This window comes from Rudaea sp. (genome assembly GCF_036383415.1).
Lineage (GTDB): Bacteria > Pseudomonadota > Gammaproteobacteria > Xanthomonadales > Rhodanobacteraceae > Rudaea.
Map to the genome: position 1 here is coordinate 1 of NZ_DASVOK010000174.1, position 21,337 is coordinate 21,337.

Genomic DNA, 21,337 nt, shown 5'->3' on the forward strand with positions numbered 1-21,337 from the left:
GTCCTCGGCACGGGCCTGACCGCGGTCGACGCGCTGCAGAGCGCCGCGCGCCTGTGGCCGAACGCGCAGCTCACCGCGATCTCGCGCCACGGTCGCCTGCCGCGCAGCCACAATTCCGCGCCGGGCCAGCCGTACGAACACCAGGCCTCGCTGGTCGATGCGCTGCGTTCGCAGCCGCAGGTCGCGCACTGGCTACGCGAGATCCGCGCGGCGATGGACGACGAAGACGTCGAATGGCGCTCCGTCATCGACGGCCTGCGCGCGGAAACGCAGAACCTCTGGCGCCTGCTCGACGCCGGCGAACGCGACCGCTTCCTGCGTCATCTGCGCTGGTTGTGGGAATCCGCGCGCCACCGCCTGCCGCAACAGACGACGAACGAGCTCGCGCGCCTGCGCACGCAGGGCCGACTGAAGATTCTCGCCGCGCATATCCGTTCGATCGACGTTCGCGCCGACGAGCGCGACCAGCTCGAAGTGCGCGTGCAGCCGCGCGGTGCCGAGAGCGTGCGCGGCTTCGCCGCCGACCTCGTCATCCAGGCCACCGGCTTCAACATCTCGGTCAACGCCACCGACCATCCGCTGATCCAGCAGATGGTCCATGAAGGCATCGCCCACCCTGATGAACTCGATCTCGGCCTCGCCACCGACGCCGCAGGCCGCCTGCTGCGCGCCGACGGCACGCCGCGGCACGGCCTGCGCTGCCTCGGCACGCTGCTGCGCGGATCGATGTGGGAGTGCAGCGGCCTGCCCGAAATCCGCGCTCTGGCCAAAGCTGTTGCCTGCGAGCTGCCGGCGGAATTGCGGCGCGTCGTCAAGCCGGCGTCCACGCGTTCGTCGGCATCGTCACGCAACCCCGCGTTCGTCTCCGCGGTCGCCTGAAACTTCGCTGCGGTCCGTTCTTGCTTTCCGCGCGGCGGGACCGATAAGCTTTGCCACAGGCAGTGCCTGTTCACCGCGCGGGTGTAGCTCAATGGTAGAGCTGTAGCTTCCCAAGCTACTGACGAGGGTTCGATTCCCTTCACCCGCTCCACTTCGCGGATGCGCCGTGGCTCAATAGTTCGCGCCGCCGGCCTCGCGATAGCGCAGGAATACCTCGCGCGCTGAGTCGCGCAGGATGTCGCGCTTGACCCGCACACCGCGTTTTTCCAGCTCGCCGATCCAGTCGGCGGGCAGCGGGCCTTCGTCGAATTCGCTCAATTCCTCGACGTCTTCGGAACGCGCGCCGATCAGCAGTTCGTCGACCCCGGCCCAGACCGTTGCGCCGTAGCACTGGCAGCACGGCTGCGCGCTCGTGGCGAGGACGAATTCCTCGCGCGCTTCGCCCGGCGCGGGCTCGTTGAGGCGGAAGCGGCGCAGTTTGGCCTGCGCGAGCATGTAGGCCATCATTTCTGCATGCGCGACCGAGCAACTGCGCGGCACGACGCGGTTGACGCCGGCGGAAACGAGTTTGCCCGCACGCGTGAACACGGCCGCGCCGAACGGGCCGCCGGTCTTTTCCTCGACATTGCGATTGGCAAGACGGATCGCCAGTGCGATGCGCTCTTCGTCGCTGGCATAGATCTTCGTCGCGTCGACCTCGCGGAACACCCAGTCAGGCAAGGTCAGCTCGACGAAGGACGGCAGGGTGTTCATTTCGCTGCCTTGGCGAACGAATCGCGCAGCGTGACGATGCGGTTGAACACCGGGTGGCCCGGCGCATGGTCGCGGCTGTCGGCGACGAAGTAGCCCAGGCGCTCGAACTGGAGCGCGGTGCCGGGCTGCGTTTCGGCGACGGATGGCTCGACGAAGCCGCGCACGACGCGGCGCGAATTCGGGTTGATATGGTCGCGGTAGGTTTTGCCGTCGGTGTCGTCGTCGGGATCAGCGACGGTGAACAGGCGCTCGTACAGGCGCACCTCGGCTTCGACCGCATCGCGCGCGCTGACCCAGTGGATCGTGCCCTTGACCTTGCGCTCGGCGCCTTCCTGCCCTGGTCGCGAAGTCGCATCGAGCGTGCAATGCACTTCGCTCACTTTTCCACTTGCATCCTTTTTCGTCTCGACGCATTTGACGATGCCGACGCCGCGCAGGCGCACTTCGCCGCCCGGCACGAGGCGATGGAAGCCCTTCACCGGTTCTTCGAGGAAGTCCTCGCGCTCGATCCACAATTCGCGCGAGAACGGCACGGCGCGCGTGCCGAAGGTCTCGTTCTTCGGATGATTGGGGAACGTCAGCGTCTCGGCGTGGTCGTCCGCCAGGTTGGTGATGACCAGCCTGAGCGTATCGATCACCGCGAGGCGGCGCGGCGCCGCGGTGTCGAGCTCCTCGCGCACGCAGGCTTCGAGCACGGAGTATTCGATCGTCGACACCTGCTTCGATACGCCCGCGCGTTCCCAGAAATTGCGGATCGCGGCGGCCGGATAGCCACGCCGGCGCACGCCGGCGAGCGTGGGCATGCGCGGATCGTCCCAGCCGTTGACGAGGCCGTCTTCGACCAGCGCGGCGAGCTTGCGCTTGCTCGTCACCGTGTAGTCGAGGTTGCCGCGTGCGAACTCGATCTGCTGCGGCGTCGACACGGGCATGTACAGGCCTGCATCGACCAGCGGCTGCACGAGTTCGGGGTGCTGGGGCAGGTCGATTTGCGCGAGGCACCAGTCATAGAGCGGGCGATGGTCCTCGAACTCGAGCGTGCACAGCGAATGGGTGATGCCTTCGACCCCGTCCGAGATGCAGTGCGCGTAGTCGTACATCGGGTAGATCGGCCAGGCGTCGCCGGTGTTCTGGTGCGTGGTCTTGCGGATCCGGTACAGGGCCGGGTCGCGCAGGTTGATGTTGCCCGAAGCCATGTCGATCTTCGCGCGCAGAGTCTTCGCGCCGTCGGGGAAGTCGCCCGCGCGCATGCGCTGGAACAGGTCAAGGTTCTCTTCGATGCTGCGCTCGCGGTACGGCGAGTTGCGGCCGGGTTCGGTCAGCGTGCCGCGATATTCGCGTACCTGGTCGGCCGAGAGGTCGCAGACGAAGGCCTTGCCATCGCGAATGAGCTGCAACGCGCAGAGATAGATGACTTCGAAATAGTCCGAGGCATGGCGCAGCGCGTCCCACTCGAAGCCGAGCCAGTGCACGTCGGCCTTGATCGCCTCGACGAATTCGGGATCCTCGCGCGTCGGATTGGTATCGTCCAGGCGCAGGTGGCAGACGCCGGCATAGTCGCCGGCAACGCCGAAGTTGAGGCAGATGGACTTGGCGTGGCCGAGGTGCAGGTAGCCGTTCGGCTCGGGCGGAAAGCGCGTGACGACGCGGCCGCCGTGCTTGCCGGTTTCCTGGTCGCCGTTGATGATCTGGCGGATGAAGTTGTTGGGAATCGGGGGGTTGCTGCTCATTTTTTTGCTGTGCGCGCGGCTCTGTGGCCGTTGTCGTCCGGGTTTTTCCGACGGGATTCCGGAGTATACCGATCCGGCGCCCGAATTCGACAGGCTTTGCCCGGACGGGCGGATGCGCTAGCGTGCGAGCCGTATGAAGATCGTCTACCGCGCAGAAAGCATCATCGACGCGAATCTCGTCAGGAACGCGTTGGCGGACGATGGCATCGCGGCCTATGTCAGCGGCCATTATTTGACCGGCGCCGCGGGCGAGCTGCCGGTTGGCGGGCTGGTCAACGTCATGGTGGCGGAATCCGACTGGCCGCGCGCCCGCGCCATCGCCGAGCGCATCGACGCTGACCTGGCCGAGCGGCGCGCCGATCCGGGCTACAACGACGATTGGGCCGCCGACGCCGTTTGAAACCGGCACTTCATCGCCTCGCGCGGGTGTGATGGAATCCGCTGCCCTGCACAGCGAGCGGATCCATGAGCGCCAAACCCACTCTCGTCATCGGCAACAAGAACTATTCCTCGTGGTCGCTGCGCCCGTGGCTGCTGCTGCGCCAGTTCGGCGTAGCTTTCGACGAGGTCAAGCTGCCGCTCGATACGCCGGAGTTCTACGCGCGCATCAAGGACTACTCGCCGGCCGGACGCGTGCCGGTGCTGATCGACGGCGATGCGCAGGTTTGGGATTCGCTGGCGATCTGCGAATACGCGAATGACTATTTTCTCGAAGGTCGTGGCTGGCCGGCGGAACGCACGGCGCGCGGCCGCGCGCGTGCGATCAGTGCGGAGATGCATTCCGGTTTCTCCGCGCTGCGCACGCATCTGCCGATGAACATGTGCCGGCAAGGCCCCACGCCCGCGATCGGTGCCGACACGGCCGCCGACATCGCGCGTATTCGCGCGATCTGGCGCGAGGCACGCGAGCGCCATGCGGCGCGCGGACCATTCCTGTTCGGCACGTTCTCGATCGCCGACGCGATGTATGCGCCGGTGGCGTCGCGCTTCGTCAGCTATACGGTCGAACTCGGCGCGCCGGAGCGCGACTATGGCGATGCGTTGTTCGCGGTGCCCGCATTGCAGGAGTGGCTGGCCGAGGCCAGGACCGAGCCGCTGGCGGCGGAACACGAGAAGACGACACCGTGAACGCCACCGCCACGGCCGGCAGCGCGGCCTATCGCAGCGCGTTCCTGAAGATGCTCGCGGGTGCGGCGCTGATCTCGACGACCAGCATCTTCGTGCGCTACGCCCATGTCGCGCCGACCGTGTCCGCGTTCTATCGCCTCGCCTTCGGCGGCGTAATGCTGCTCGGCCTGCTCGTCGTGCGCGGCGAGTGGAGGCGCTTCGGCCTGCGCGATGCGCTGTGGCTGGTCGTGCCGGCGCTGGCCTTCGCCGTCGACCTGATCATGTGGCACCGAAGCATTCACTATATCGGGCCCGGGCTGGCGACGTTGATCGGCAATTTCCAGGTCTTCGTCATGGCGCTGGCCGGCGTCGTGTTCTACCGCGAGAAACTCGGCTGGCGTTTTGCGCTCGGACTTGCGCTCGCCGTGTTCGGCCTGTGGCTGATCGTGGGGCAGGGCTGGTCGGCGCTGAGTTCGGACTATCGGCTCGGCGTGCTCCTCGGAGTGCTCACCGGAATCGCCTACGCGATCTACATGCTGACCCAGCGCCGCGCACAACTGCGCCGGCCCACGCTGACGCCGCAGGTTGCCCTGTGCGGCGTCAGCCTGATCTGTGCGGTGATGCTCGCCGTCGCCGTGGTTGCGGAAGGCCAGAGTTTTGCGATTCCCGACGCTCAGTCGTGGGCAGCGCTGCTCGCGCTCGCTTTCTTCGGCCAGGTGCTCGGCTGGGTGCTGATCTCGCAGGCGATGCCGGTGCTGCCCGCCTCGCTCGTCGGTCTGCTCCTGCTGCTGCAGCCGGCACTGTCGTTCGTGCTCGACGTGATCCTGTTCGCGCGGCCGACGGCGCTGACGGACTGGATCGGCCTCGCGCTTTCGCTGCTTGGCATCTTCGTCGCCAGCCAGCGCGGGCGCGGATAGTATTCATCCATAAAGTTTGGACGTCTAAACGCCTAAACGTCTTGACATCCAAAATATGTACCCGTAGCATACGCCCCGTACTCATCAAGACCGGCTGAGGGACAGGCCCAGCGACGCCGGGGCAACCGTCACGAAACCTGAACAAGGTTCGCGATTGGTGCCAAATCCTGCGAGGTCCGCGGAAGTTTCACGCCGCGGTGGACCCCGTGAAGATGAGGCGAGCGCAAGGTTTCCGCTGCATTCGTCTCGTTGGGGCTGTAGATGAAAGACGAGACCGAAATGAGCGCCGAACCGCAACTCCACTATCACGCCGAGGCCGTCGCGCCAGCCGTGCAATGGCTGGAAGGCGAGCTCGCGCTGCCGCAATCTTTCACGCTCGAATCGGGCGCCTCGCTCAACGATGCCAGGCTGGCTTGGGCCAGCGTCGGCCCCGCCGATGCGCCGGTGATCGTCGTGCTCGGCGGAATTTCCGCGCATCGCCGCCCGGTCGCGCGCGATGGCAGAGGCTGGTGGGAATCGCAGTGTGGCGCGGGCAAGGCGCTCGACACGGACCACTACCGCCTCGTCGGCATCGACTGGCTCGGCGGCTGCGATGCCTCGACCGGGCCGAAGTCGTCCGCGAGCGCAGCGGAATTTCCCGCCATCTCCACGGCCGACCAAGCCCGCGCCGTGCTTCTGCTGCTCAATCGCCTCGGCGTGCGCCGCGTGCATCTCGTCGTCGGCGCCTCCTATGGCGGCAACGTCGCCCAGCAGCTCGCCGCGCTGCTCGGCGAGCGCCTGCGCCACCTCGTTCTGCTCAGCGCGGCGCACAAGGCCGCGCAGTTCGGCCTCGCGTTGCGCCATGTGCAGCGCGCGATCCTCGATCTCGGCAGCGATTCGATCGAAGCGCTCGCGCTGGCGCGTTCGCTCGCCGTGCTCGGCTATCGCACGGCGGAAGGCGTCGAGCAGCGTTTCGGCAGCGAATCGCCGGCGGATGCGCATGCGGATGGTGTGCTTGGCTGGATCGATCATCACGGCCGCAAGTTCGTGCGCCGCTTCGATGCCGACGCCTACCGTTGCCTCGGCCGCTCGCTCGACGCGCACGACATCGACCCGGCCGCGGTGCGCGTGCCGACGACGCTGTTCGCGGTGCGCGAAGATCTGACCGTGCCGCTGTCGCTGCTGCGCGAATACCAGACCCGCGCCGGCGCCGCCTGCGAACTCGTCGAAATTTCCTCGGACTACGGCCACGACGCCTTCCTCAAGGAAGAAGCGATCGTGGGTGCGTTGTTCGAACGCTGTCTGCAAGCCTGAAAAAATACGGAGAAGCAAAGTGAGTCACGTCGCCCAGAAGCCCGCCCGCCAAGCCGCCACGATCGCCGCCCGCGCCGGCGTCGACCAGGATGCCGCGCACGGCGCCGTGATGCCGCCGCTGTACCTGTCGACGAACTACAGCTTCGAAGGCTTCGGCAAGAAGCGCGAGTACGACTATTCGCGCTCGGGCAATCCCACGCGCGACGTGCTCGCCGGCGCGCTGGCCGATCTCGAGGGCGGCGCCGGCGCGGTCGTCACCGCGACCGGCATGGCCGCGATCACGCTGGTCACCTCGCAGTTGTCGCCCGACGATCTCATCATCGTGCCGCACGACTGCTACGGCGGCAGCTATCGCCTGTTCGTCAACCAGGCCAAGCGCGGCCTGTACCGCTGCGCGGTCGTCGACTTCAACGACACAGTCGCGCTCGCGACCGCGCTCGCATGCAAGCCGAAGATCGTCTGGATCGAGACGCCGAGCAATCCGCTGCTGCGCATCGTCGACATCGCCGCGGTGTCGCGCCTCGCCCATCAGGTCGGCGCGCTGGTCGTGGTCGACAACACCTTCCTGTCGCCGGCGCTGCAGCAGCCGATTTCGCTCGGCGCGGACATCGTCGTGCATTCGACGACGAAGTACCTCAACGGCCATTCCGATGTCGTCGGCGGCGCGGTGATCTGGAAGGATGCCGCGGTTGGCGAGCAGCTCGCCTGGTGGTGCAACTGCCTCGGCGTGTCCGGTGGCGCGTTCGACAGCTATTTGACCCTGCGCGGCCTGCGCACCTTGCAGCCGCGCCTGCGTGCACATCAGGAAAATGCCGCGGCGATCGTCGAAATCCTCGATGCGCATCCCGCGGTGGAAAAAGTCTACTTCCCGGGCCTGGCCAGCCATCCGCAGCACGCGCTCGCCGCGCGCCAGCAGAAAGGTTTCGGTGCGATGGTCAGCTTCGATCTGGCCGGCGGCGTGCCGGCGGTCGAGGCATTCGTCAACGGCCTGCAAAGCTTCACGCTCGCCGAATCGCTCGGCGGAGTGGAGAGTCTCGTCGCGCACCCGGCGACGATGACGCATGCGGCGATGGACGCCGAAGCGCGCCGCGTCGCCGGTCTCGGCGACGGCCTGCTGCGCCTGTCAGTCGGCATCGAGGCGATCGAGGATTTGAGTGTGGACATTGATGCGGCGCTGGATCGCGCCGCGTCCTTTCTGCCCGCGCGCGCCGTAGCCAACGCACGCTAACCCCGGCGCAAACGAAAACGCCGCAGATTTGCGTCTGCGAAATTATTTTGCGCTCGTCCTTGATCGCCAGAATCAAGAAGCGGCCATCCTTGGCCGCACTTCTCAATAAAATCCCCGTTTTTGCGACGTCGTGAAGAAGGCGCGACTTACCAGCCGATATCCTTCATGAACGGCAGGGTCAGATCGTACGGCGCATCGAGGTGCTGGGTCAGATCGGCGTTGATCGCCGGTTCCATGAGCAGATTGTGGAACGCGCTCGTATCCCAATGCGACACGGACGAGCCGCTCTGGAACGGATTGGGCGTGTACAGCATGACGTGACCGGCCTTGTCCGCGCCGGCAAGCTGGGCGGGATCGATGCCGATGCGCGCGACCACGCCGGAACTGCGATTTCCCGGCGTCAGGTTCATGCCGCTGAGCAGGGTCACGCCGTCAGCGAGGCTGATGCGCACCGCCGGGATCGTGACGTTGGGATCGGCGCCGCCAAGATCGGGTGGTGGCGAGCCGGCCACGTTGTCGACGACGATGACGCCACGCGCACCCGCGTTCTGCGCGTTCAGCACCTTGACCGTGAACGCACAGGTGCCGCGCAGCACGAGCGCGATGCGGTTCTTCACCGCACTGGCGTTTTCCGCATCGAGCGCATTGCAGGCGAGCCCGAGTTGACCGTTCTCGACCACCGGCATCACTTGCTTGTTGACGCCGGGATAGTCGAGCGCGGGGCCGAACTGGGCGCGGCCGGCGAGGTAGGTGCCAGCGATGGCCGCGGGCGCGTTGATCTGCAACTGCGGCGTGCCGCCGACCAGCACCGATGGCGCGCCGGCGGTCACGTTGGCGCCGACCCAGACAAGCTGGCGCGGGTTGACGGCCGAGAACTTGCGTTCGGCGGCGGTCATCTGCGTCCAGGTCTTTCCCAGCGTGTTGTCGTAGGCGAGCGTGTCGTAGATCGAGGGATAGCCGCCGAGATAGGCGCCGGTCGTCCCGCTGGTCACGGTCGAGAAACCCAGGCCGTGCGCGAATTCGTGCAGCAGCACTTCGACGAGATTGACCTTGCTGCCGGCGTTGCCGTCGAGACCAAGGTAGAACGGCGATCCGGTGAGGCATCCGGCGTTGCCGAGGTTGCTGTTGAAGCGCGCGCGAATTTCGGCGGTCGAAGGATCCGCGACGCTCCCGTAAAGCTTGTTCGTGAGCGCGGCGTGGTACCAAACGCCAGGCACCAGGGCGCCGGGAAAATCTCTGAATATCTGGGTCGGGCCAGCCGAGCCGAGAACCGCACTGGTCGCGTTGCAGCTCAGCGGCTCGAATGTGGACAGCACCCGGATGGCAGCATTGCTGTCGAGCGTGGCGCCCCATATGCTCGCGGCGTACTGGAAAGCGTTGAGTCGCTGCTGGCCCAGGGTCGTGCCGGGATTGTCGCCAACCGGGGCGACCGGCGTGGGATCGTTGAAGCCGACGCCGGCGGCATTGCCGTTGACGATCGTAATCGTCATCGCCGCATGCGCGGCGCTGCCGCCACCGAGCAACCCGACGGCGAGCACGCCGGCGAGGATCTTGCGCAGATTATTTTTCATTCGTGGCCTCCTTCTTCGTCGTCGAGACGAGTGCGCGCTGAGCGGCCTCATCGCCGGTCACGCATTGCTCTTCGAGCTTGCCGTCGGCCGTTTTGTGCACGACGAGATCGGACATGAAGGAGTCGTTGAGCACGGCCACTTCCCCGCCCAACGGATTGCTGTGTACTTCGACCGTGGACGCGTCGTTCGAGCGAGCGGCGGCTACGGCTTCATCGAGCAGTTCTTCGGGATTGGCCTTGCGCAGTTGTCCCGTGTCCTTGTCCTTGTACGCCTTCAAGCCGTTTTCACGATGACCCGGAGCTTTGGCCAGGCCGTCGGCCTGCGCCGGCGTGACCGCAGCGATCTTGACGTTGGGCAGCACGAGCAGCCCGTCTTTCGATGCCAGTTGCGGCGTGGTTGCGAAGGTGAGCGGGGAAACGATGGCAAAAACGGCGACTAAAGCCGCCCGTTGCGTTGCCGCGCGAAGCGGCAATCGATTTCTCGATCTCATGTTGAACTCCCGAAAGTTACCCCTGTGAATCGCGGTACCGGTTACCCCTAACAAACCCGTCACCTGGGGACTGTGACGAAGACCGCGAATCGATTGCAGCACATTTTCGGGCGCCGCGCAGCTTGCACTACGGCAAACCGGTTGGATCGGGAATCCAGTGGATTTTTATAGAAGTGTCGGCGGCGAGTGCGCCGAGATCACCTTGGCCATCGCCGCGGCGACGAAATGGTTGCCGGCGATGAGGTTGCCGTTGTCGGGCATGCCGGCCTTGCCGGCGAAGTCGCTGCACTGCCCGCCCGCTTCGCGCACGAGCAGCACGCCGGCGGCCATGTCCCACGGGTTCAGGCCGGTTTCGAAGTAGCCGTCCAGACGCCCTGCGGCGACGTAGGCGAGATCAAGCGCGGCGGAGCCGGTGCGGCGGATGTCCTCGGCCTCACCGAGCAGCGCCCGGGTCATGTCGAGCTGCGGACCGAGATGGCGGCGCTGGCGATAGGGGAATCCGGTGGCGAGCAACGCGCCGGCGAGGCCTTCGCGCTTGGTCACGCGGATGCGGCGGTCGTTGAGGAAGGCGCCGTCACCCTTGCTCGCGGTGAACATCTCGTCGCGCAGCGGATCGTAGACCACGCCGTAGACGAGGTCGCCGTGGTCGCGGAAGCCGATCGAGACGCAGAAATGCGGGAAGCCGCGCAGATAATTGTGCGTGCCGTCGAGCGGGTCGATGATCCACACCTTCTCGGTCCTACCTTTCTGGCCCGATTCCTCGGCAAGAAAGCCGTGGTCGGGATAGGCGCGGCGCAGTTCCTTGATGATCTCGGCCTCGGCCAGCTTGTCGACTTCGCTGACGTAATCGTGCCGGGATTTCTCCTCGATGTTGAGTCCCTCGACGCGATTGAGGTTGCGCAGGATGATATTGCCGGCGGCGCGCGCGGCCTTGACCGCGACATTGACGGCGGGGCGGGGCATGGTGGAACTCCGAATCGATGGCTGGTAAAGAACAACCCGTCGGGTCGGGCCCGCGGGGCGCGAAGGGTAGCACAAAGCCGAATCGGGGACTCGGACTGGGCCGCTCCCGGGTATTTTTCCGATAAGGGCAGGAACGGCGAACGTGTAAGCTTTCTCCGCATCCATTTCCATTTTTTCACCTCATGCAGCCGATCCGCTTCGTCCTCGTCCGCACCTCGCATCCCGGCAATATCGGCTCCGCTGCGCGCGCGATCCGCACGATGGGCTATACGCGGCTCGTGCTGGTCGCGCCGCACAAGTACCCCCATGCCGAGGCGACAGCAATGGCCGCCGGCGCGGACGATGTGCTCGGCGGCATTGTCGTCGTGCCGACGCTGGTCGAGGCGATCGCGGATTGCCGTCTCGTGCTCGGCTGCACCGCGCGGCGGCGCGGGGTGTCGTTGCCCGAAATCACACCTCGCGCGGCGGCGGCGCAAACACATGAAGCCGCTGCGACGGGCGAGGTCGCGATCGTGTTCGGCAACGAGCGCACGGGTCTGGAGAACGAGGAACTCATGCGTTGCCATGCGGCCGTGCATATTCCGACCGACCCCAGCTATTCCTCGCTCAATCTCGCCCAGGCCGTGCAGGTGCTGGCTTATGAATTGCGCCTGGCGCAGTTGGAAAGCCAGCCGCCGGCCGTTCTCGGCGCGAAAGCCGATCCCGCGGCGACAGTGGAGCAGATGGAATATTTCTTCGGCCACCTGTTCCAGACACTGAACGACATCGACTTCCACAAGGGACGCTCGCCGGTGACGATCGAGCAGCGTCTGCGCAAGCTGTTCCTGCACGCGAACCTCGACCAGCGCGAGGTTCGAATCCTGCGCGGCATCTTCGATGACGCGCAGCGCATGGCGAGGATGGCGAAAGAGCGCAGCTAGCCGGTTTCGTCTTCGGTGGCCGCCGTTTCGCTGAGCCGGCTGACCAGAATCTTGTCGATGCGTGCGCCGTCGAGATCGACGACTTCGAAACGGAAGCCCGACCAATCGAAATGCTCGGCGCAAGCGGGAATGCGTCCAAACTCGGCGATGACCATGCCGGCGGCGGTGCGGTAGTCGTCGTCTTCCTCGTGCGGGAAACGCGCTATGCCGGTCAGCTCGCGCAAGTCGTCGATGCCGAGTGCGCCGTCGATCAGCCAGCTGCCGTCGTCACGAGTGACGATCGGCGCGTCGTCGTTGCCGTGCGCTTCGACCGCGGGCAGCGCGGCCTTGCCGACGACGGCGCCGAGCAGGTCGTTGAGCGTGACCAAGCCCTCGATGTCGCCGTATTCGTCGACGATAAAGGCCATCGGCGTGGCCGCGTCGCGCAGTTCCTCGAGCAGGTCGAGCGCGCGCGCGGTGCCGGGCACGTAGACCGGTTTGGCCAGCGTGCGGAACAGATCCACTGGCCGGTCGGCCGCGGTGTTTTCCAGCGTGTCGATCAGGTTCTTGACTTCGAGGATGCCGAGCACGTCCTTGTCGCTGCCGCGCATGACCGGGTAGCGTGAGTGCGAGGACTCGCGCATCACGGCGAGGTTCTCCGCAAGCGGCGCGGTGACGTCGAGCCAGGCGATGCGCGGGCGTGGCGTCATCAGCGAGTCGACGCTGCGGTCGCCGAGGCGCAACACGCGGTTGACCATGTTGTGCTCGTCCGAATCGATGACGCCCTGTTCGGCGCCTTCGGAGACGAGCAGGCGGATCTCCTCCTCGCTGACGCGCTCGCCGCTGGCCTGGTCGAGCTTGAACAGATGCAGCAGTCGGCGCGTGATCCAGATCAGGACGAAGCTGAAGGGCATCGCGACCCAGGTCAGCACGCGCATCGGGATGGCGACGGCGACGGCGAACTTCTCGGGCGAGACAAGGGCAAGGCGTTTTGGGATTAGTTCCCCGAGCAGCATGTTGACGAAAGTGATGCCCGAGATGCTGAGCGCGACGCCGATCGGCAGCGCGTACTCGGCGACGGCCGGCAGGCTCAGCGCATTGAGCCAATGCGCGATCTGCTCGCCGATGCTCGCACCGAGTGCGGTACCTGTGCCGATGCCAAGCAGGGTGATGAACACTTGCACGGTCGAGAGAAACTGTTCGGGCTGCTGGGCCAGATCGAGCGCGACGCGCGCGCGGCGGCTGGTCTGGGCGAGCTGCTTCAGGCGCAACTTGCGCGAGGTCATCAGCGCCATTTCGCTCAGGGCGAAGAAGCCATTGAGCAGGGCGAGGAAAACGACCAAGACGACTTCGGTAATCATTCCGCGGCGGATGGGGATGCGAGCCGCAGTGTAGCAGGCTCATGGCGAGCGACAGTCTGGCGATGAACAATTCCTGAAAAATCAGAAATTTAACTTGCAGGTCGTTGGGCATGCCCGGTGCATGGGCTAAAATGCCGGCCCGCATCGCCGATGCGGATTCTTCCGCCTTCGCGGCGCAACGAGACTCTCTATCGCATGAAAACCCTTCTGGTCACCGGCGGCGCCGGCTTCATCGGCGGCAACTTCGTGCTCGGCGCGGTCAAGGACGGCCATCGCGTCGTCAACCTCGACAAGCTCACTTACGCCGGCAATCTCGACACGCTCGCCGCGCTCAAGGGCAATCCGAACCATGTTTTCGTCCAGGGCGACATCGGCGACCGCGAGTTCGTCGGCAAACTGCTTGCCGAGCACAAACCCGACGCTATCGTGAACTTCGCTGCCGAGTCGCACGTCGACCGTTCGATCGACGGCCCGGCCGCGTTCATCCACACCAACGTGGTCGGCACGCTCGGCCTGCTCGAGGCAACGCTCAAGCACTGGCGGGCCTTGAGCGATGCGGACAAAGCCACGTTCCGTTTTCTGCATGTCTCGACCGACGAGGTCTACGGCTCGCTCGGCGCCGAGGGCAAGTTCACCGAAACGACCGCGTACGCGCCGAACTCGCCGTACTCTGCCTCGAAGGCCTCGTCCGATCATCTCGTGCGCGCCTTCCACCACACCTACGGCCTGCCGACGCTGACGACAAACTGTTCGAACAACTACGGTCCGTACCAGTTTCCCGAAAAGCTCATCCCGCTGATGATCCACAAGGCGCTGATCGGCGAGAAGCTGCCGGTCTACGGCGACGGCAAGAACGTGCGCGACTGGCTCTACGTCGGCGATCACGTCAGCGCCATCCGCCGCGTGCTCGACGCCGGGCGCCCGGGCGAGGTCTACAACGTCGGCGGCGACGCCGAGCGCGAGAACATCCACGTGGTGCGCACGATCTGCGCGCTGCTCGACGCACGCCGGCCGCTCGCGAATGGCGCCAGGCGCGAGGCGCAGATCAGTTTCGTCGCCGATCGCCCCGGCCACGACCGGCGCTATGCGATCGACGCCTCCAAGCTCAAGCGTGAGCTCGCTTGGAAACCGTCCGAGACGTTCGAAACCGGCATCGCTCGCACCGTCGACTGGTATCTGGCCAACGAAGCATGGGCGGGGCGCGTGCTCGATGGCAGTTATCGCATGGAACGCCTCGGCGTGGCCTGAGCAGGCGCAAGGGAAGGTCCGATGATACAAACAGCACAGACGCAGAAAGGCATCATCCTCGCCGGCGGCTCGGGTACACGCCTGTATCCGCTGACCCAGGTCATCAGCAAGCAGCTGTTGCCGGTGTACGACAAGCCGATGATCTACTATCCGCTGTCGACGCTCATGCTCGCCGGCATCCGCGAGGTGCTCGTGATCAACACGCCGCACGAGCAGGCGCTGTTCCAGAAGCTGCTCGGCGACGGTTCGCAGTGGGGCATCTCGATCCGCTACGCGGTGCAGCCCTCGCCCGATGGTTTGGCGCAGGCCTATCTGATCGGTCGCGAGTTCGTCGATGCGAAACCGAGCTGCCTGATCCTCGGCGACAACATCTTCTACGGCCATGGGCTCACCGACGTGCTGCGTCGTGCGGCAGCGCGCGAGCATGGCGCGACGGTGTTCGGTTACTGGGTGCGCGATCCGGAGCGCTACGGCGTGGCCGAGTTCGACGCGACCGGCAAGGTCTCCGGACTCGAGGAAAAGCCGAACAATCCGAAGTCGAACTACGCCGTGACCGGCCTGTATTTCTACGACGGCCGCGCCAGCGATTTCGCCGCGGCGTTGAAACCGTCTCCGCGCGGTGAGCTCGAAATCACCGATCTCAACCGCTGCTATCTCGACGATGCCTCGCTGATGCTCGAGAAGCTCGGCCGCGGCTACGCCTGGCTCGATACCGGCACGCACGAATCGCTGACCGAGGCGTCGAACTACATCGAGACGATCGAGAACCGCCAGGGCCTCAAAGTCTGCTGTCCCGAGGAGATCGCGTATCTCAATGGCTGGATCGACGCCGAGCAGGTACTGCGCCTCGCTGCGCCGCTGGCGAAGAACGGCTATGGCCAGTACCTGCAGCAACTCGTCAAGCAAGGACGCACGAATGAAATCGATTGAGACGAATCTTCCCGGTTGCCTCATCCTCGAACCGCAGGTATTCGGCGACGCGCGCGGATTTTTCTACGAAAGCTACAATGCTGAAAAGTATAAAAATGCCGGAATAGACCGCGTGTTCGTGCAAAGCAACGTCTCGCGCTCTGCGCATGGCGTGCTGCGAGGCTTGCACTATCAGTGGCCGAATCCGCAAGGCAAACTCGTCAGCGTGCTCGAAGGCGAGGTCTACGACATCGCCGTCGACATCCGCCGCGGTTCGCCGACCTTCGGACGCTGGGCCGCGGTTGTGCTCTCGGCCGAGAACCATCGACATTTCTGGATACCCGAGGGCTTCGCCCACGGTTTCGCCGTGCTTTCGGACTTCGCTACCTTCACCTATCAATGCACCGCGCTCTACGACGGCGCCGCCGACGCCGGTATCCGCTGGAACGACGCCGATGTCGCGATCGACTGGCCGCTCAGCGCACCGCAACTGTCGGGCAAGGACGAAAAGGCGCCGTTTCTGCGCGATGTGCCCGCGGAAAGGCTACCGGTGTACGCACCGTGAAAATCCTTCTGCTCGGTGCCAATGGTCAGGTGGGATTCGAGTTGCAACGCGCGCTCGCGCCGCTTGGCGACATCGCCGCGGCGACGCGTAGCGGCAAGTTGCCGGGCAACGTCGATGATCTGTGTGCTGATCTCGCAGACACGGACTCGCTCGCGCAGGTTCTGCACAGCGCACGCTGGGACATCATCGTCAACGCCGCGGCCTACACTGCCGTCGATCGCGCCGAGGACGAACCGGTGCTCGCGCAGCGAATCAACGGCGAAGCGCTGGCGCAGATCGGACAGTGGGCCGCGCGCAACGCGGCGCTTGTCGTCCATTATTCGACCGACTATGTGTTCGACGGTCAGGGCACGCGCCCCTACCGCGAGGATGATGCGACCGCGCCGCTTGGCGTCTATGGGCGCAGCAAGCTGGCGGGCGAAGAAGCGTTGCATGCATCCGGCTGCGCGAATCTGATCCTGCGCACCGCATGGGTCTACGGCGCGCGCGGCGGCAATTTCCTGCGCACGATGCTGCGCCTCGCACGCGAACGCGATCGTTTGACCGTGGTCGACGACCAACGCGGTGCGCCGACCTCGAGCCGCTTGATCGCGGCGACGACGGCCGCGGTCCTCAAGCAGTGGCGCGATGGCGATGCGGCACAGCGCGCGGCGTACAATGGCGTCCATCATCTCGCCGCGGGCGGCGAGACCACTTGGTGCGGATTTTCCCGTGCCATCATTGCGCGCGCGGCCGCGGCCGGGTTGATCCCGCGCGAAGTCGAAGTGGCGGCGATCCGCACGGTGGACTTCCCGACCAAGGCGCGCCGGCCCGCATATTCGGTGCTGGACACGGCCAAGCTGCGTGAACGCTTCGGCCTGACGATGCCCCAATGGACGCGTGGACTGGATGCCGCGATCGGCGAGTTGGCCGAAGCCAACGACAGCAAATAGAAAACAGGGAGCCACGAAACGAGCGTGAGGGGGCGTTGAATGAATCAGGCGATCGATGACGATCGCGAGAAGATGGAGGTACAGCGATGTTGATTCCCGTAATCCTTTCCGGCGGTGCCGGAACGCGCCTGTGGCCGGTATCGCGCAGTGCGTATCCGAAGCCGTTCATGCGCATGGCCGACGGCCAATCCCTGTTGTACAAGACACTGACGCGCGCCTTGCGCGTGGCGAGCACGGGTGACGTGCTCACCGTTACCGGTCGCGATTTCTACTTCCTCAATCGCGACGAGTACGCGCGCCATCCCGATGCCGACATCGATCGCATGCGCTTCCTGCTCGAGCCCGCCGGGCGCAACACGGCACCGGCGATCGTCCTTGCCGCGCTGCACGTGCGTGAGCACTTCGGCGCGGACGCGAGCCTGCTGATCCTCGCCGCCGACCACCTGATCGCCGACGTCGACTCCTTCGTCGCCGACGTCGCGCGTGCGCAGGCGCTGGCGCAGGACGGCTGGCTCGTCACCTTCGGTATTCCTCCGCAGCATCCGGACACCGGCTTCGGCTACATCCGCCAAGGTGCGCAAATTGGTAAAAGTGGACAAAGGGAAATTGCTGCATTCGTCGAGAAGCCGAGCCTCGACAAGGCGAAGGAATATCTCGCCAGCGGCGACTACGTGTGGAACTCGGGCATGTTCTGCTTCCGTGCCGACGTGCTGCTCGCTGCCGCCGCACAGACCTGCCCGGACGTGCTCGCCGCCGCGCAGGCCTGCCACGCCAGCGCGCGCACGCACGAGAGCCCGGTCGAATACGACAAGGACAAGTTCCTCGCCCAGCCCGACATCTCGGTCGACTACGCGGTGATGGAGCGCGCACCGCGCCGTGCCGTGGTCGCCGCGGGTTTCGATTGGAGCGATGTCGGTTCGTGGAAAGCGGTCAGCGAGATTCCGTCCGCGACCGAGCCCGATGCTGCGGGCAACCGCGTGCTCGGCAAGGCCGTCGTCGTTGGCAGCGAGAACTGCTACATCCAGAGCGACAAGCGCATCGTCGCCGCGGTCGGGGTGAAGGATCTCGTCATCATCGATACCGGCGATGCCGTGCTCGTGTCCGACCGTGAGCATGCGCAGCAGGTCAAGCAGGTCGTCGAGCAACTGCGCGACGACGGCCACGAAAGCACGCGTCACCACCAGACCGTGCACCGCCCCTGGGGCAGCTACACGATTCTCGAGGACGAGGACGACTGCAAAGTCAAGCGCCTGACCGTCAAGCCGGGCGAGGTGCTGAGCCTGCAGTTGCATCATCGCCGCAGCGAGCACTGGACCGTCGTCCAGGGCACGGCCAAGGTGCGCGTCGGCGACAAGGAATTCCTGCTCGAGCGCAACGAGTCCTGCTACATCCCGGTCGAGACCCTGCATCGCCTGGAAAATCCGACCGACGCCGATATCCACCTGATCGAGGTGCAATGCGGCGACTACTTCGGTGAGGACGACATCGTGCGCCTGGAAGATCGCTACGGTCGCGTGCCAGCCAAGGTGGGATGACAGCGGGCGTGTTCGCATAGACGACACGCCTGCTCGCGAAGCTCGATCCGGGCACCCGTGCTCATGCCGCATCGCATTTCTGAAGATTGTTTCAGATGCATGCGGGCTTACGCTGCGTTGATGGCAGGGAGCTGGAGGTAAGCTTTTCTTTCGAGGGGCGTCGTTGCGTCTGCCATGGACGCACCGAGTCGCTCGAGGCGGGCTTGCCACCGGAGCACGCGAGGATGTTCCGCGCCGAGCGCGGCCTGCATGCGCGCAATGGCGCGTTCGAGGTTGGCGCGTGCCAGCAACCGGTCCTTGCCGCCTTGCCAGTCGATGAAGGCCGCGACGGCATCGCAAACACCCAGTTGCCAGCTCTCGGGGTCGACAGAGTTCGCGAATATTCCCTGTGCCTCTGCGATCTTCTTTCCGGCCAAGTCGGTCTGGCCGAGATCGAGCGCGGTCTCCGCGGTACCCAGCATGACCCGAGCCAATGCCGGTTTCGATCTGCTGCTCATGGCGCGCAATTCTTCTTCCGCGTGTTCGAATCGAGCGAGTGCCTCCTGCGGACCGGCTGCTTCGGCGGTGGTTGCACTGGCTATTTCCAATTCTCGTGTCGCGAGGCGCAGGATCGCTTCCGGCGGCAATTTGAGTTTGTCGAGCGCTTCGTGTGCTTCGGCGATCTTCATTGTGCGCAAGGTCTCGTCGCCGGAAAGCGCTGCGATACGGAAACCTAGCGTCGCCCACTGGACACCGAAGCGTGTCTTCTGATCGGGTGCAAAGTCGCGGACCATCGCTTGCGACCGATCCAGCAAAGCCGCCGCTTCCTGAGGTCGCGCCAGGTCTATAGCGATTTGCGCTTGGCCATACAACATCATGGCGATGTCGGCGGTGGGGCCGGTGGCTTTCAAGTTCAGCTCGATGCTGTGCCGCATATCGCTGAACGCCTGGATCAGCAAGCCGACGCGGGCGGTGCAGTACGCCATCTGGCCCAACGTAGCCAGAGCATCGGCGCTGTTCTCGCGTCCGAGACGAGCGTACATGTCGATTGCTTTGCGGAATTGGGTCCGCGCTTCAACCAGTTCATTGGCTAGTACGAGCTTCACCCCGTAGGTGCCCAGGAACAGCGCGTTCTTGCGCGTGTCGCGCGGCGGGCTGCCCAGGGCAACGACCGCCTGGCGATAGAATTTCAAGGTCTGGTCGAGCTTGCCCGACAGCAACTGATGCTCGGCCAATATGCGCTGGCAGCCTGACTGAATATCGCGGGCCTGTTCCGGTGCAAGCGCTGCGGCCTGCTGCAGGCCGGTCTCGGCCCAATGGCGTGCTTCGTCCCACTTTCGAATACTCCATTCCAAATCGGCAAGCGAACAGGAAAGTTCGGCAGTGACGGAAAGCGGCAGGTTCTTCTTCGGGTCGGTGAGCAGGGACAGCAGAAGGGGTTCGAGCGCTTGCCCGTTGCCGCGTTGCTCGTAGGCTTGAATGAGCGTGTCGAAAAGTTGGGGATAGAGCTCGGGGTGTCTCTCTGCAGCCTGGGTGACACGTTGCGCCGCCAGCGCAAGCAGATCGTCGATTTTGATCGCCGCGTTGTTCGGCGCGGCCGATCCAAGCACCGAGAGCAGAAAGTCGACGGTCATGTCCGAACGTGCGGCTTGCGCCTGCGCATTGGCTCGCTCCGCTTCCGCGCTGGCGCGTGCCGCCTGCGCAGCGTCACGTTGTTCCGAAGCGCGACGTGCCTGCCATACTGCCAACATCAATCCCACGGTCAGACTCAGCGCGATGGCGGCGGAAATGCCGAGCGCCAACCTGTTGCGCCGGGCAAAGCGGCGGGCGCGATACAGGCCGCCGTCCAGGTTGCGTGCCTCGATCGGGCGGTGGGCAAGCGCGTTGTCGATATCCTGCAAAAAGGCGGCGACGCTGGCGTAACGATCGTCCGGGGATTTCGCCAGCGTTTTCAGCGCTATCGCATCGAAGTCGGCGGCCAGCTCGCGTGGCAGATCCGGGGTCGTAGCCAACGTGCTCGGACGCATCGGCGTGTCTTCGCCGATCATCTTTACGCACGCCGCGATCGACATGTTGTGAAAGTCGAACGGCGGCTTCCTCGAGATGAGAAAGTAGAACAGGCCGCCGAGGCCGTAGATGTCGGTGCGCACGCTGGCTATCTCGCCGCGCACTTGCTCTGGCGCGGCGTATTCGAGTGTCAGCGGCTGCAGCGTGTCGGTTTTGCGTTCCTCGTCGAGCAGACGCGCGACGCCGAAGTCGAGCAGGTAGGCGCGGCCGTCGCGGTCGACCAGAACGTTGTTCGGTTTGATGTCGCGATGCACGACGGAGTGGTCGTGCGCGTGAGCCACGGCGGCGGCGATCTGGCGGAATACGCCGATGCGCGCGGAGAAATCAGCCGTCTGTTGAATCAGGCTCCATTTGTCCAGCGCTACGCCTTCGACGAAATCCGTGACGAGATAAGGCTGCCCGCCCGTTGTCACGCCACCATCGATGAGGCGCGGGATATTGGGGTGTTGCAGATGCCCGAGAAGACGGCGTTCCACTTCCAGGCGCACGCGCAATTGCGGCGAGTCACCGTACAGAAATTTGATTGCGACGTGCTTTTTATAGGCGCCGTCGTTGCGTTCGGCCAGCCATACGTCGCCCATGCCGCCGCGGCCGAGCCGGTGCAGGGCCCGCCAAGGACCGACGCGCTCGCCGTCGTGCGTCTGTACCAGCGGATCGCGCTCCGCGCGCTCCATGTCCGACAACCATTGACGCAGCGCGCGAGCGCGGTCGGGTTCGCTTTGGTCGAGCTCGGTTAAACGTGTTGACCGCTGCTCTTCCGGCAAATCCAGAAGCGCATCGAGCTGATTTTCAAGTGCTTGCCAATCTGGGGTTGGATCGCTGGGTGGCATGATTGGAATCGGTATCGTTCAACGGGATGGAAACACATTCGAAATTTCGCCGCAAAGACGGACATTGACTGGCAGGCGAAAAGC

Annotated in this window: 19 protein-coding genes, 1 tRNA gene and 1 riboswitch; of the genes, 13 read left to right on the plus strand and 7 right to left on the minus strand. The window is 65.0% G+C overall.

What is annotated here, in order from left to right; translation table 11 throughout:
- Both VF497_RS06770 and VF497_RS06775 read left to right on the plus strand, forming a co-directional pair.
- A partial coding sequence (locus VF497_RS06770) for an FAD/NAD(P)-binding protein (protein ID WP_414706855.1) occupies positions 1–879 on the plus strand: 879 nt, incomplete at its 5' end.
- A gap of 77 nt (positions 880–956) precedes the next feature.
- Positions 957–1,030, plus strand: a tRNA-Gly gene (locus VF497_RS06775).
- A 20-nt stretch (positions 1,031–1,050) separates the two neighbouring features.
- On the opposite strand, the gene VF497_RS06780 is transcribed toward VF497_RS06775, so the two are convergent.
- Complete coding sequence (locus tag VF497_RS06780; RefSeq protein WP_330886976.1) at positions 1,051–1,632, minus strand: nucleoside deaminase; 582 nt, start codon at positions 1,630–1,632, stop codon at positions 1,051–1,053.
- Positions 1,629–3,359, minus strand: a complete 1,731-nt coding sequence (locus VF497_RS06785; RefSeq protein WP_330886978.1) for a glutamine--tRNA ligase/YqeY domain fusion protein — start codon at positions 3,357–3,359, stop codon at positions 1,629–1,631. The genes VF497_RS06780 and VF497_RS06785 overlap by 4 nt, the downstream gene beginning before the upstream one ends.
- A gap of 133 nt (positions 3,360–3,492) precedes the next feature.
- Between VF497_RS06785 and VF497_RS06790 the strand changes: the two genes are divergently transcribed.
- From VF497_RS06790 to metB, 5 genes are all read left to right on the plus strand, one after another.
- Positions 3,493–3,759: a DUF2007 domain-containing protein gene (locus VF497_RS06790; RefSeq protein WP_330886980.1), complete on the plus strand. Its 267-nt coding sequence runs from the start codon at positions 3,493–3,495 to the stop codon at positions 3,757–3,759.
- Positions 3,760–3,824: 65 nt separating this feature from the next.
- Entirely contained in the window at positions 3,825–4,487 is a 663-nt protein-coding gene (locus tag VF497_RS06795; RefSeq protein ID WP_330886982.1) for a glutathione S-transferase family protein, read from the plus strand.
- Positions 4,484–5,383: a DMT family transporter gene (locus tag VF497_RS06800; RefSeq protein ID WP_330886984.1), complete on the plus strand. Its 900-nt coding sequence runs from the start codon at positions 4,484–4,486 to the stop codon at positions 5,381–5,383. Before VF497_RS06795 ends, VF497_RS06800 begins: the two co-directional genes overlap by 4 nt.
- A gap of 78 nt (positions 5,384–5,461) precedes the next feature.
- Positions 5,462–5,602, plus strand: a riboswitch (SAM riboswitch).
- A gap of 60 nt (positions 5,603–5,662) precedes the next feature.
- Positions 5,663–6,676: an alpha/beta fold hydrolase gene (locus VF497_RS06805; protein ID WP_330886986.1), complete on the plus strand. Its 1,014-nt coding sequence runs from the start codon at positions 5,663–5,665 to the stop codon at positions 6,674–6,676.
- Positions 6,677–6,695: 19 nt separating this feature from the next.
- A complete protein-coding gene (gene metB, locus VF497_RS06810) occupies positions 6,696–7,904 on the plus strand; it encodes a cystathionine gamma-synthase (RefSeq protein WP_330886989.1) in 1,209 nt (402 codons plus the stop codon).
- Positions 7,905–8,050: 146 nt separating this feature from the next.
- Here the strand turns inward: metB and VF497_RS06815 are convergent, their stop codons facing one another.
- From VF497_RS06815 to VF497_RS06825, 3 genes are all read right to left on the minus strand, one after another.
- The gene (locus VF497_RS06815; RefSeq protein WP_330886991.1) at positions 8,051–9,475 is read right to left on the minus strand and encodes a PA domain-containing protein; all 1,425 of its coding nucleotides are present in this window, start codon (positions 9,473–9,475) and stop codon (positions 8,051–8,053) included.
- Complete coding sequence (locus VF497_RS06820) at positions 9,465–10,067, minus strand: post-PEP-CTERM-1 domain-containing protein (RefSeq protein WP_330886993.1); 603 nt, start codon at positions 10,065–10,067, stop codon at positions 9,465–9,467. The genes VF497_RS06815 and VF497_RS06820 overlap by 11 nt, the downstream gene beginning before the upstream one ends.
- A gap of 63 nt (positions 10,068–10,130) precedes the next feature.
- Entirely contained in the window at positions 10,131–10,928 is a 798-nt protein-coding gene (locus tag VF497_RS06825; RefSeq protein WP_330886995.1) for an inositol monophosphatase family protein, read from the minus strand.
- Positions 10,929–11,110: 182 nt separating this feature from the next.
- Between VF497_RS06825 and VF497_RS06830 the strand changes: the two genes are divergently transcribed.
- On the plus strand, positions 11,111–11,848 hold the full coding sequence (locus tag VF497_RS06830) for an RNA methyltransferase (RefSeq protein ID WP_330886997.1): 738 nt from the start codon (positions 11,111–11,113) through the stop codon (positions 11,846–11,848).
- Here the strand turns inward: VF497_RS06830 and VF497_RS06835 are convergent.
- Positions 11,845–13,188, minus strand: coding sequence for a hemolysin family protein (locus VF497_RS06835; RefSeq protein ID WP_330886999.1), 1,344 nt, complete (start codon positions 13,186–13,188; stop codon positions 11,845–11,847). The two genes, VF497_RS06830 and VF497_RS06835, sit on opposite strands and share 4 nt — an antisense overlap.
- Before the next feature lie 195 nt (positions 13,189–13,383).
- Here VF497_RS06835 and rfbB point away from each other — a divergent pair, with 195 nt between their 5' ends.
- From rfbB to VF497_RS06860, 5 genes are all read left to right on the plus strand, one after another.
- Positions 13,384–14,436, plus strand: coding sequence for a dTDP-glucose 4,6-dehydratase (rfbB, locus tag VF497_RS06840; protein WP_330887001.1), 1,053 nt, complete (start codon positions 13,384–13,386; stop codon positions 14,434–14,436).
- Positions 14,437–14,457: 21 nt separating this feature from the next.
- On the plus strand, positions 14,458–15,366 hold the full coding sequence (gene rfbA, locus VF497_RS06845) for a glucose-1-phosphate thymidylyltransferase RfbA (protein WP_330887003.1): 909 nt from the start codon (positions 14,458–14,460) through the stop codon (positions 15,364–15,366).
- Entirely contained in the window at positions 15,353–15,910 is a 558-nt protein-coding gene (rfbC, locus tag VF497_RS06850) for a dTDP-4-dehydrorhamnose 3,5-epimerase (protein WP_330887005.1), read from the plus strand. The genes rfbA and rfbC overlap by 14 nt, the downstream gene beginning before the upstream one ends.
- A complete protein-coding gene (gene rfbD, locus VF497_RS06855; protein ID WP_330887007.1) occupies positions 15,907–16,842 on the plus strand; it encodes a dTDP-4-dehydrorhamnose reductase in 936 nt (311 codons plus the stop codon). The genes rfbC and rfbD overlap by 4 nt, the downstream gene beginning before the upstream one ends.
- Positions 16,843–16,928: 86 nt before the next feature.
- A complete protein-coding gene (locus VF497_RS06860; protein ID WP_330887010.1) occupies positions 16,929–18,377 on the plus strand; it encodes a mannose-1-phosphate guanylyltransferase/mannose-6-phosphate isomerase in 1,449 nt (482 codons plus the stop codon).
- Between the two features lie 107 nt (positions 18,378–18,484).
- Here VF497_RS06860 and VF497_RS06865 read toward each other — a convergent pair whose 3' ends face one another.
- Positions 18,485–21,253 (minus strand): serine/threonine-protein kinase, encoded by a 2,769-nt coding sequence (locus VF497_RS06865; RefSeq protein WP_330887012.1) that lies wholly within the window; start codon positions 21,251–21,253, stop codon positions 18,485–18,487.
- Between the last annotated feature and the right edge of the window lie 84 nt (positions 21,254–21,337).

What these genes read in the sequence shown, in the direction of transcription:
- VF497_RS06780 (WP_330886976.1), bottom strand. Translation starts at nt 1,632, where the DNA reads ATGAACACCCTGCCGTCCTTCGTCGAGCTGACCTTGCCTGACTGGGTG.
- VF497_RS06785 (WP_330886978.1), bottom strand. Translation starts at nt 3,359, where the DNA reads ATGAGCAGCAACCCCCCGATTCCCAACAACTTCATCCGCCAGATCATC.
- VF497_RS06790 (WP_330886980.1), top strand. Translation starts at nt 3,493, where the DNA reads ATGAAGATCGTCTACCGCGCAGAAAGCATCATCGACGCGAATCTCGTC.
- VF497_RS06795 (WP_330886982.1), top strand. Translation starts at nt 3,825, where the DNA reads ATGAGCGCCAAACCCACTCTCGTCATCGGCAACAAGAACTATTCCTCG.
- VF497_RS06805 (WP_330886986.1), top strand. Translation starts at nt 5,663, where the DNA reads ATGAGCGCCGAACCGCAACTCCACTATCACGCCGAGGCCGTCGCGCCA.
- VF497_RS06815 (WP_330886991.1), bottom strand. Translation starts at nt 9,475, where the DNA reads ATGAAAAATAATCTGCGCAAGATCCTCGCCGGCGTGCTCGCCGTCGGG.
- VF497_RS06825 (WP_330886995.1), bottom strand. Translation starts at nt 10,928, where the DNA reads ATGCCCCGCCCCGCCGTCAATGTCGCGGTCAAGGCCGCGCGCGCCGCC.
- VF497_RS06830 (WP_330886997.1), top strand. Translation starts at nt 11,111, where the DNA reads ATGCAGCCGATCCGCTTCGTCCTCGTCCGCACCTCGCATCCCGGCAAT.
- VF497_RS06835 (WP_330886999.1), bottom strand. Translation starts at nt 13,188, where the DNA reads ATGATTACCGAAGTCGTCTTGGTCGTTTTCCTCGCCCTGCTCAATGGC.
- rfbB (WP_330887001.1), top strand. Translation starts at nt 13,384, where the DNA reads ATGAAAACCCTTCTGGTCACCGGCGGCGCCGGCTTCATCGGCGGCAAC.
- rfbA (WP_330887003.1), top strand. Translation starts at nt 14,458, where the DNA reads ATGATACAAACAGCACAGACGCAGAAAGGCATCATCCTCGCCGGCGGC.
- rfbC (WP_330887005.1), top strand. Translation starts at nt 15,353, where the DNA reads ATGAAATCGATTGAGACGAATCTTCCCGGTTGCCTCATCCTCGAACCG.
- VF497_RS06860 (WP_330887010.1), top strand. Translation starts at nt 16,929, where the DNA reads ATGTTGATTCCCGTAATCCTTTCCGGCGGTGCCGGAACGCGCCTGTGG.
- VF497_RS06865 (WP_330887012.1), bottom strand. Translation starts at nt 21,253, where the DNA reads ATGCCACCCAGCGATCCAACCCCAGATTGGCAAGCACTTGAAAATCAG.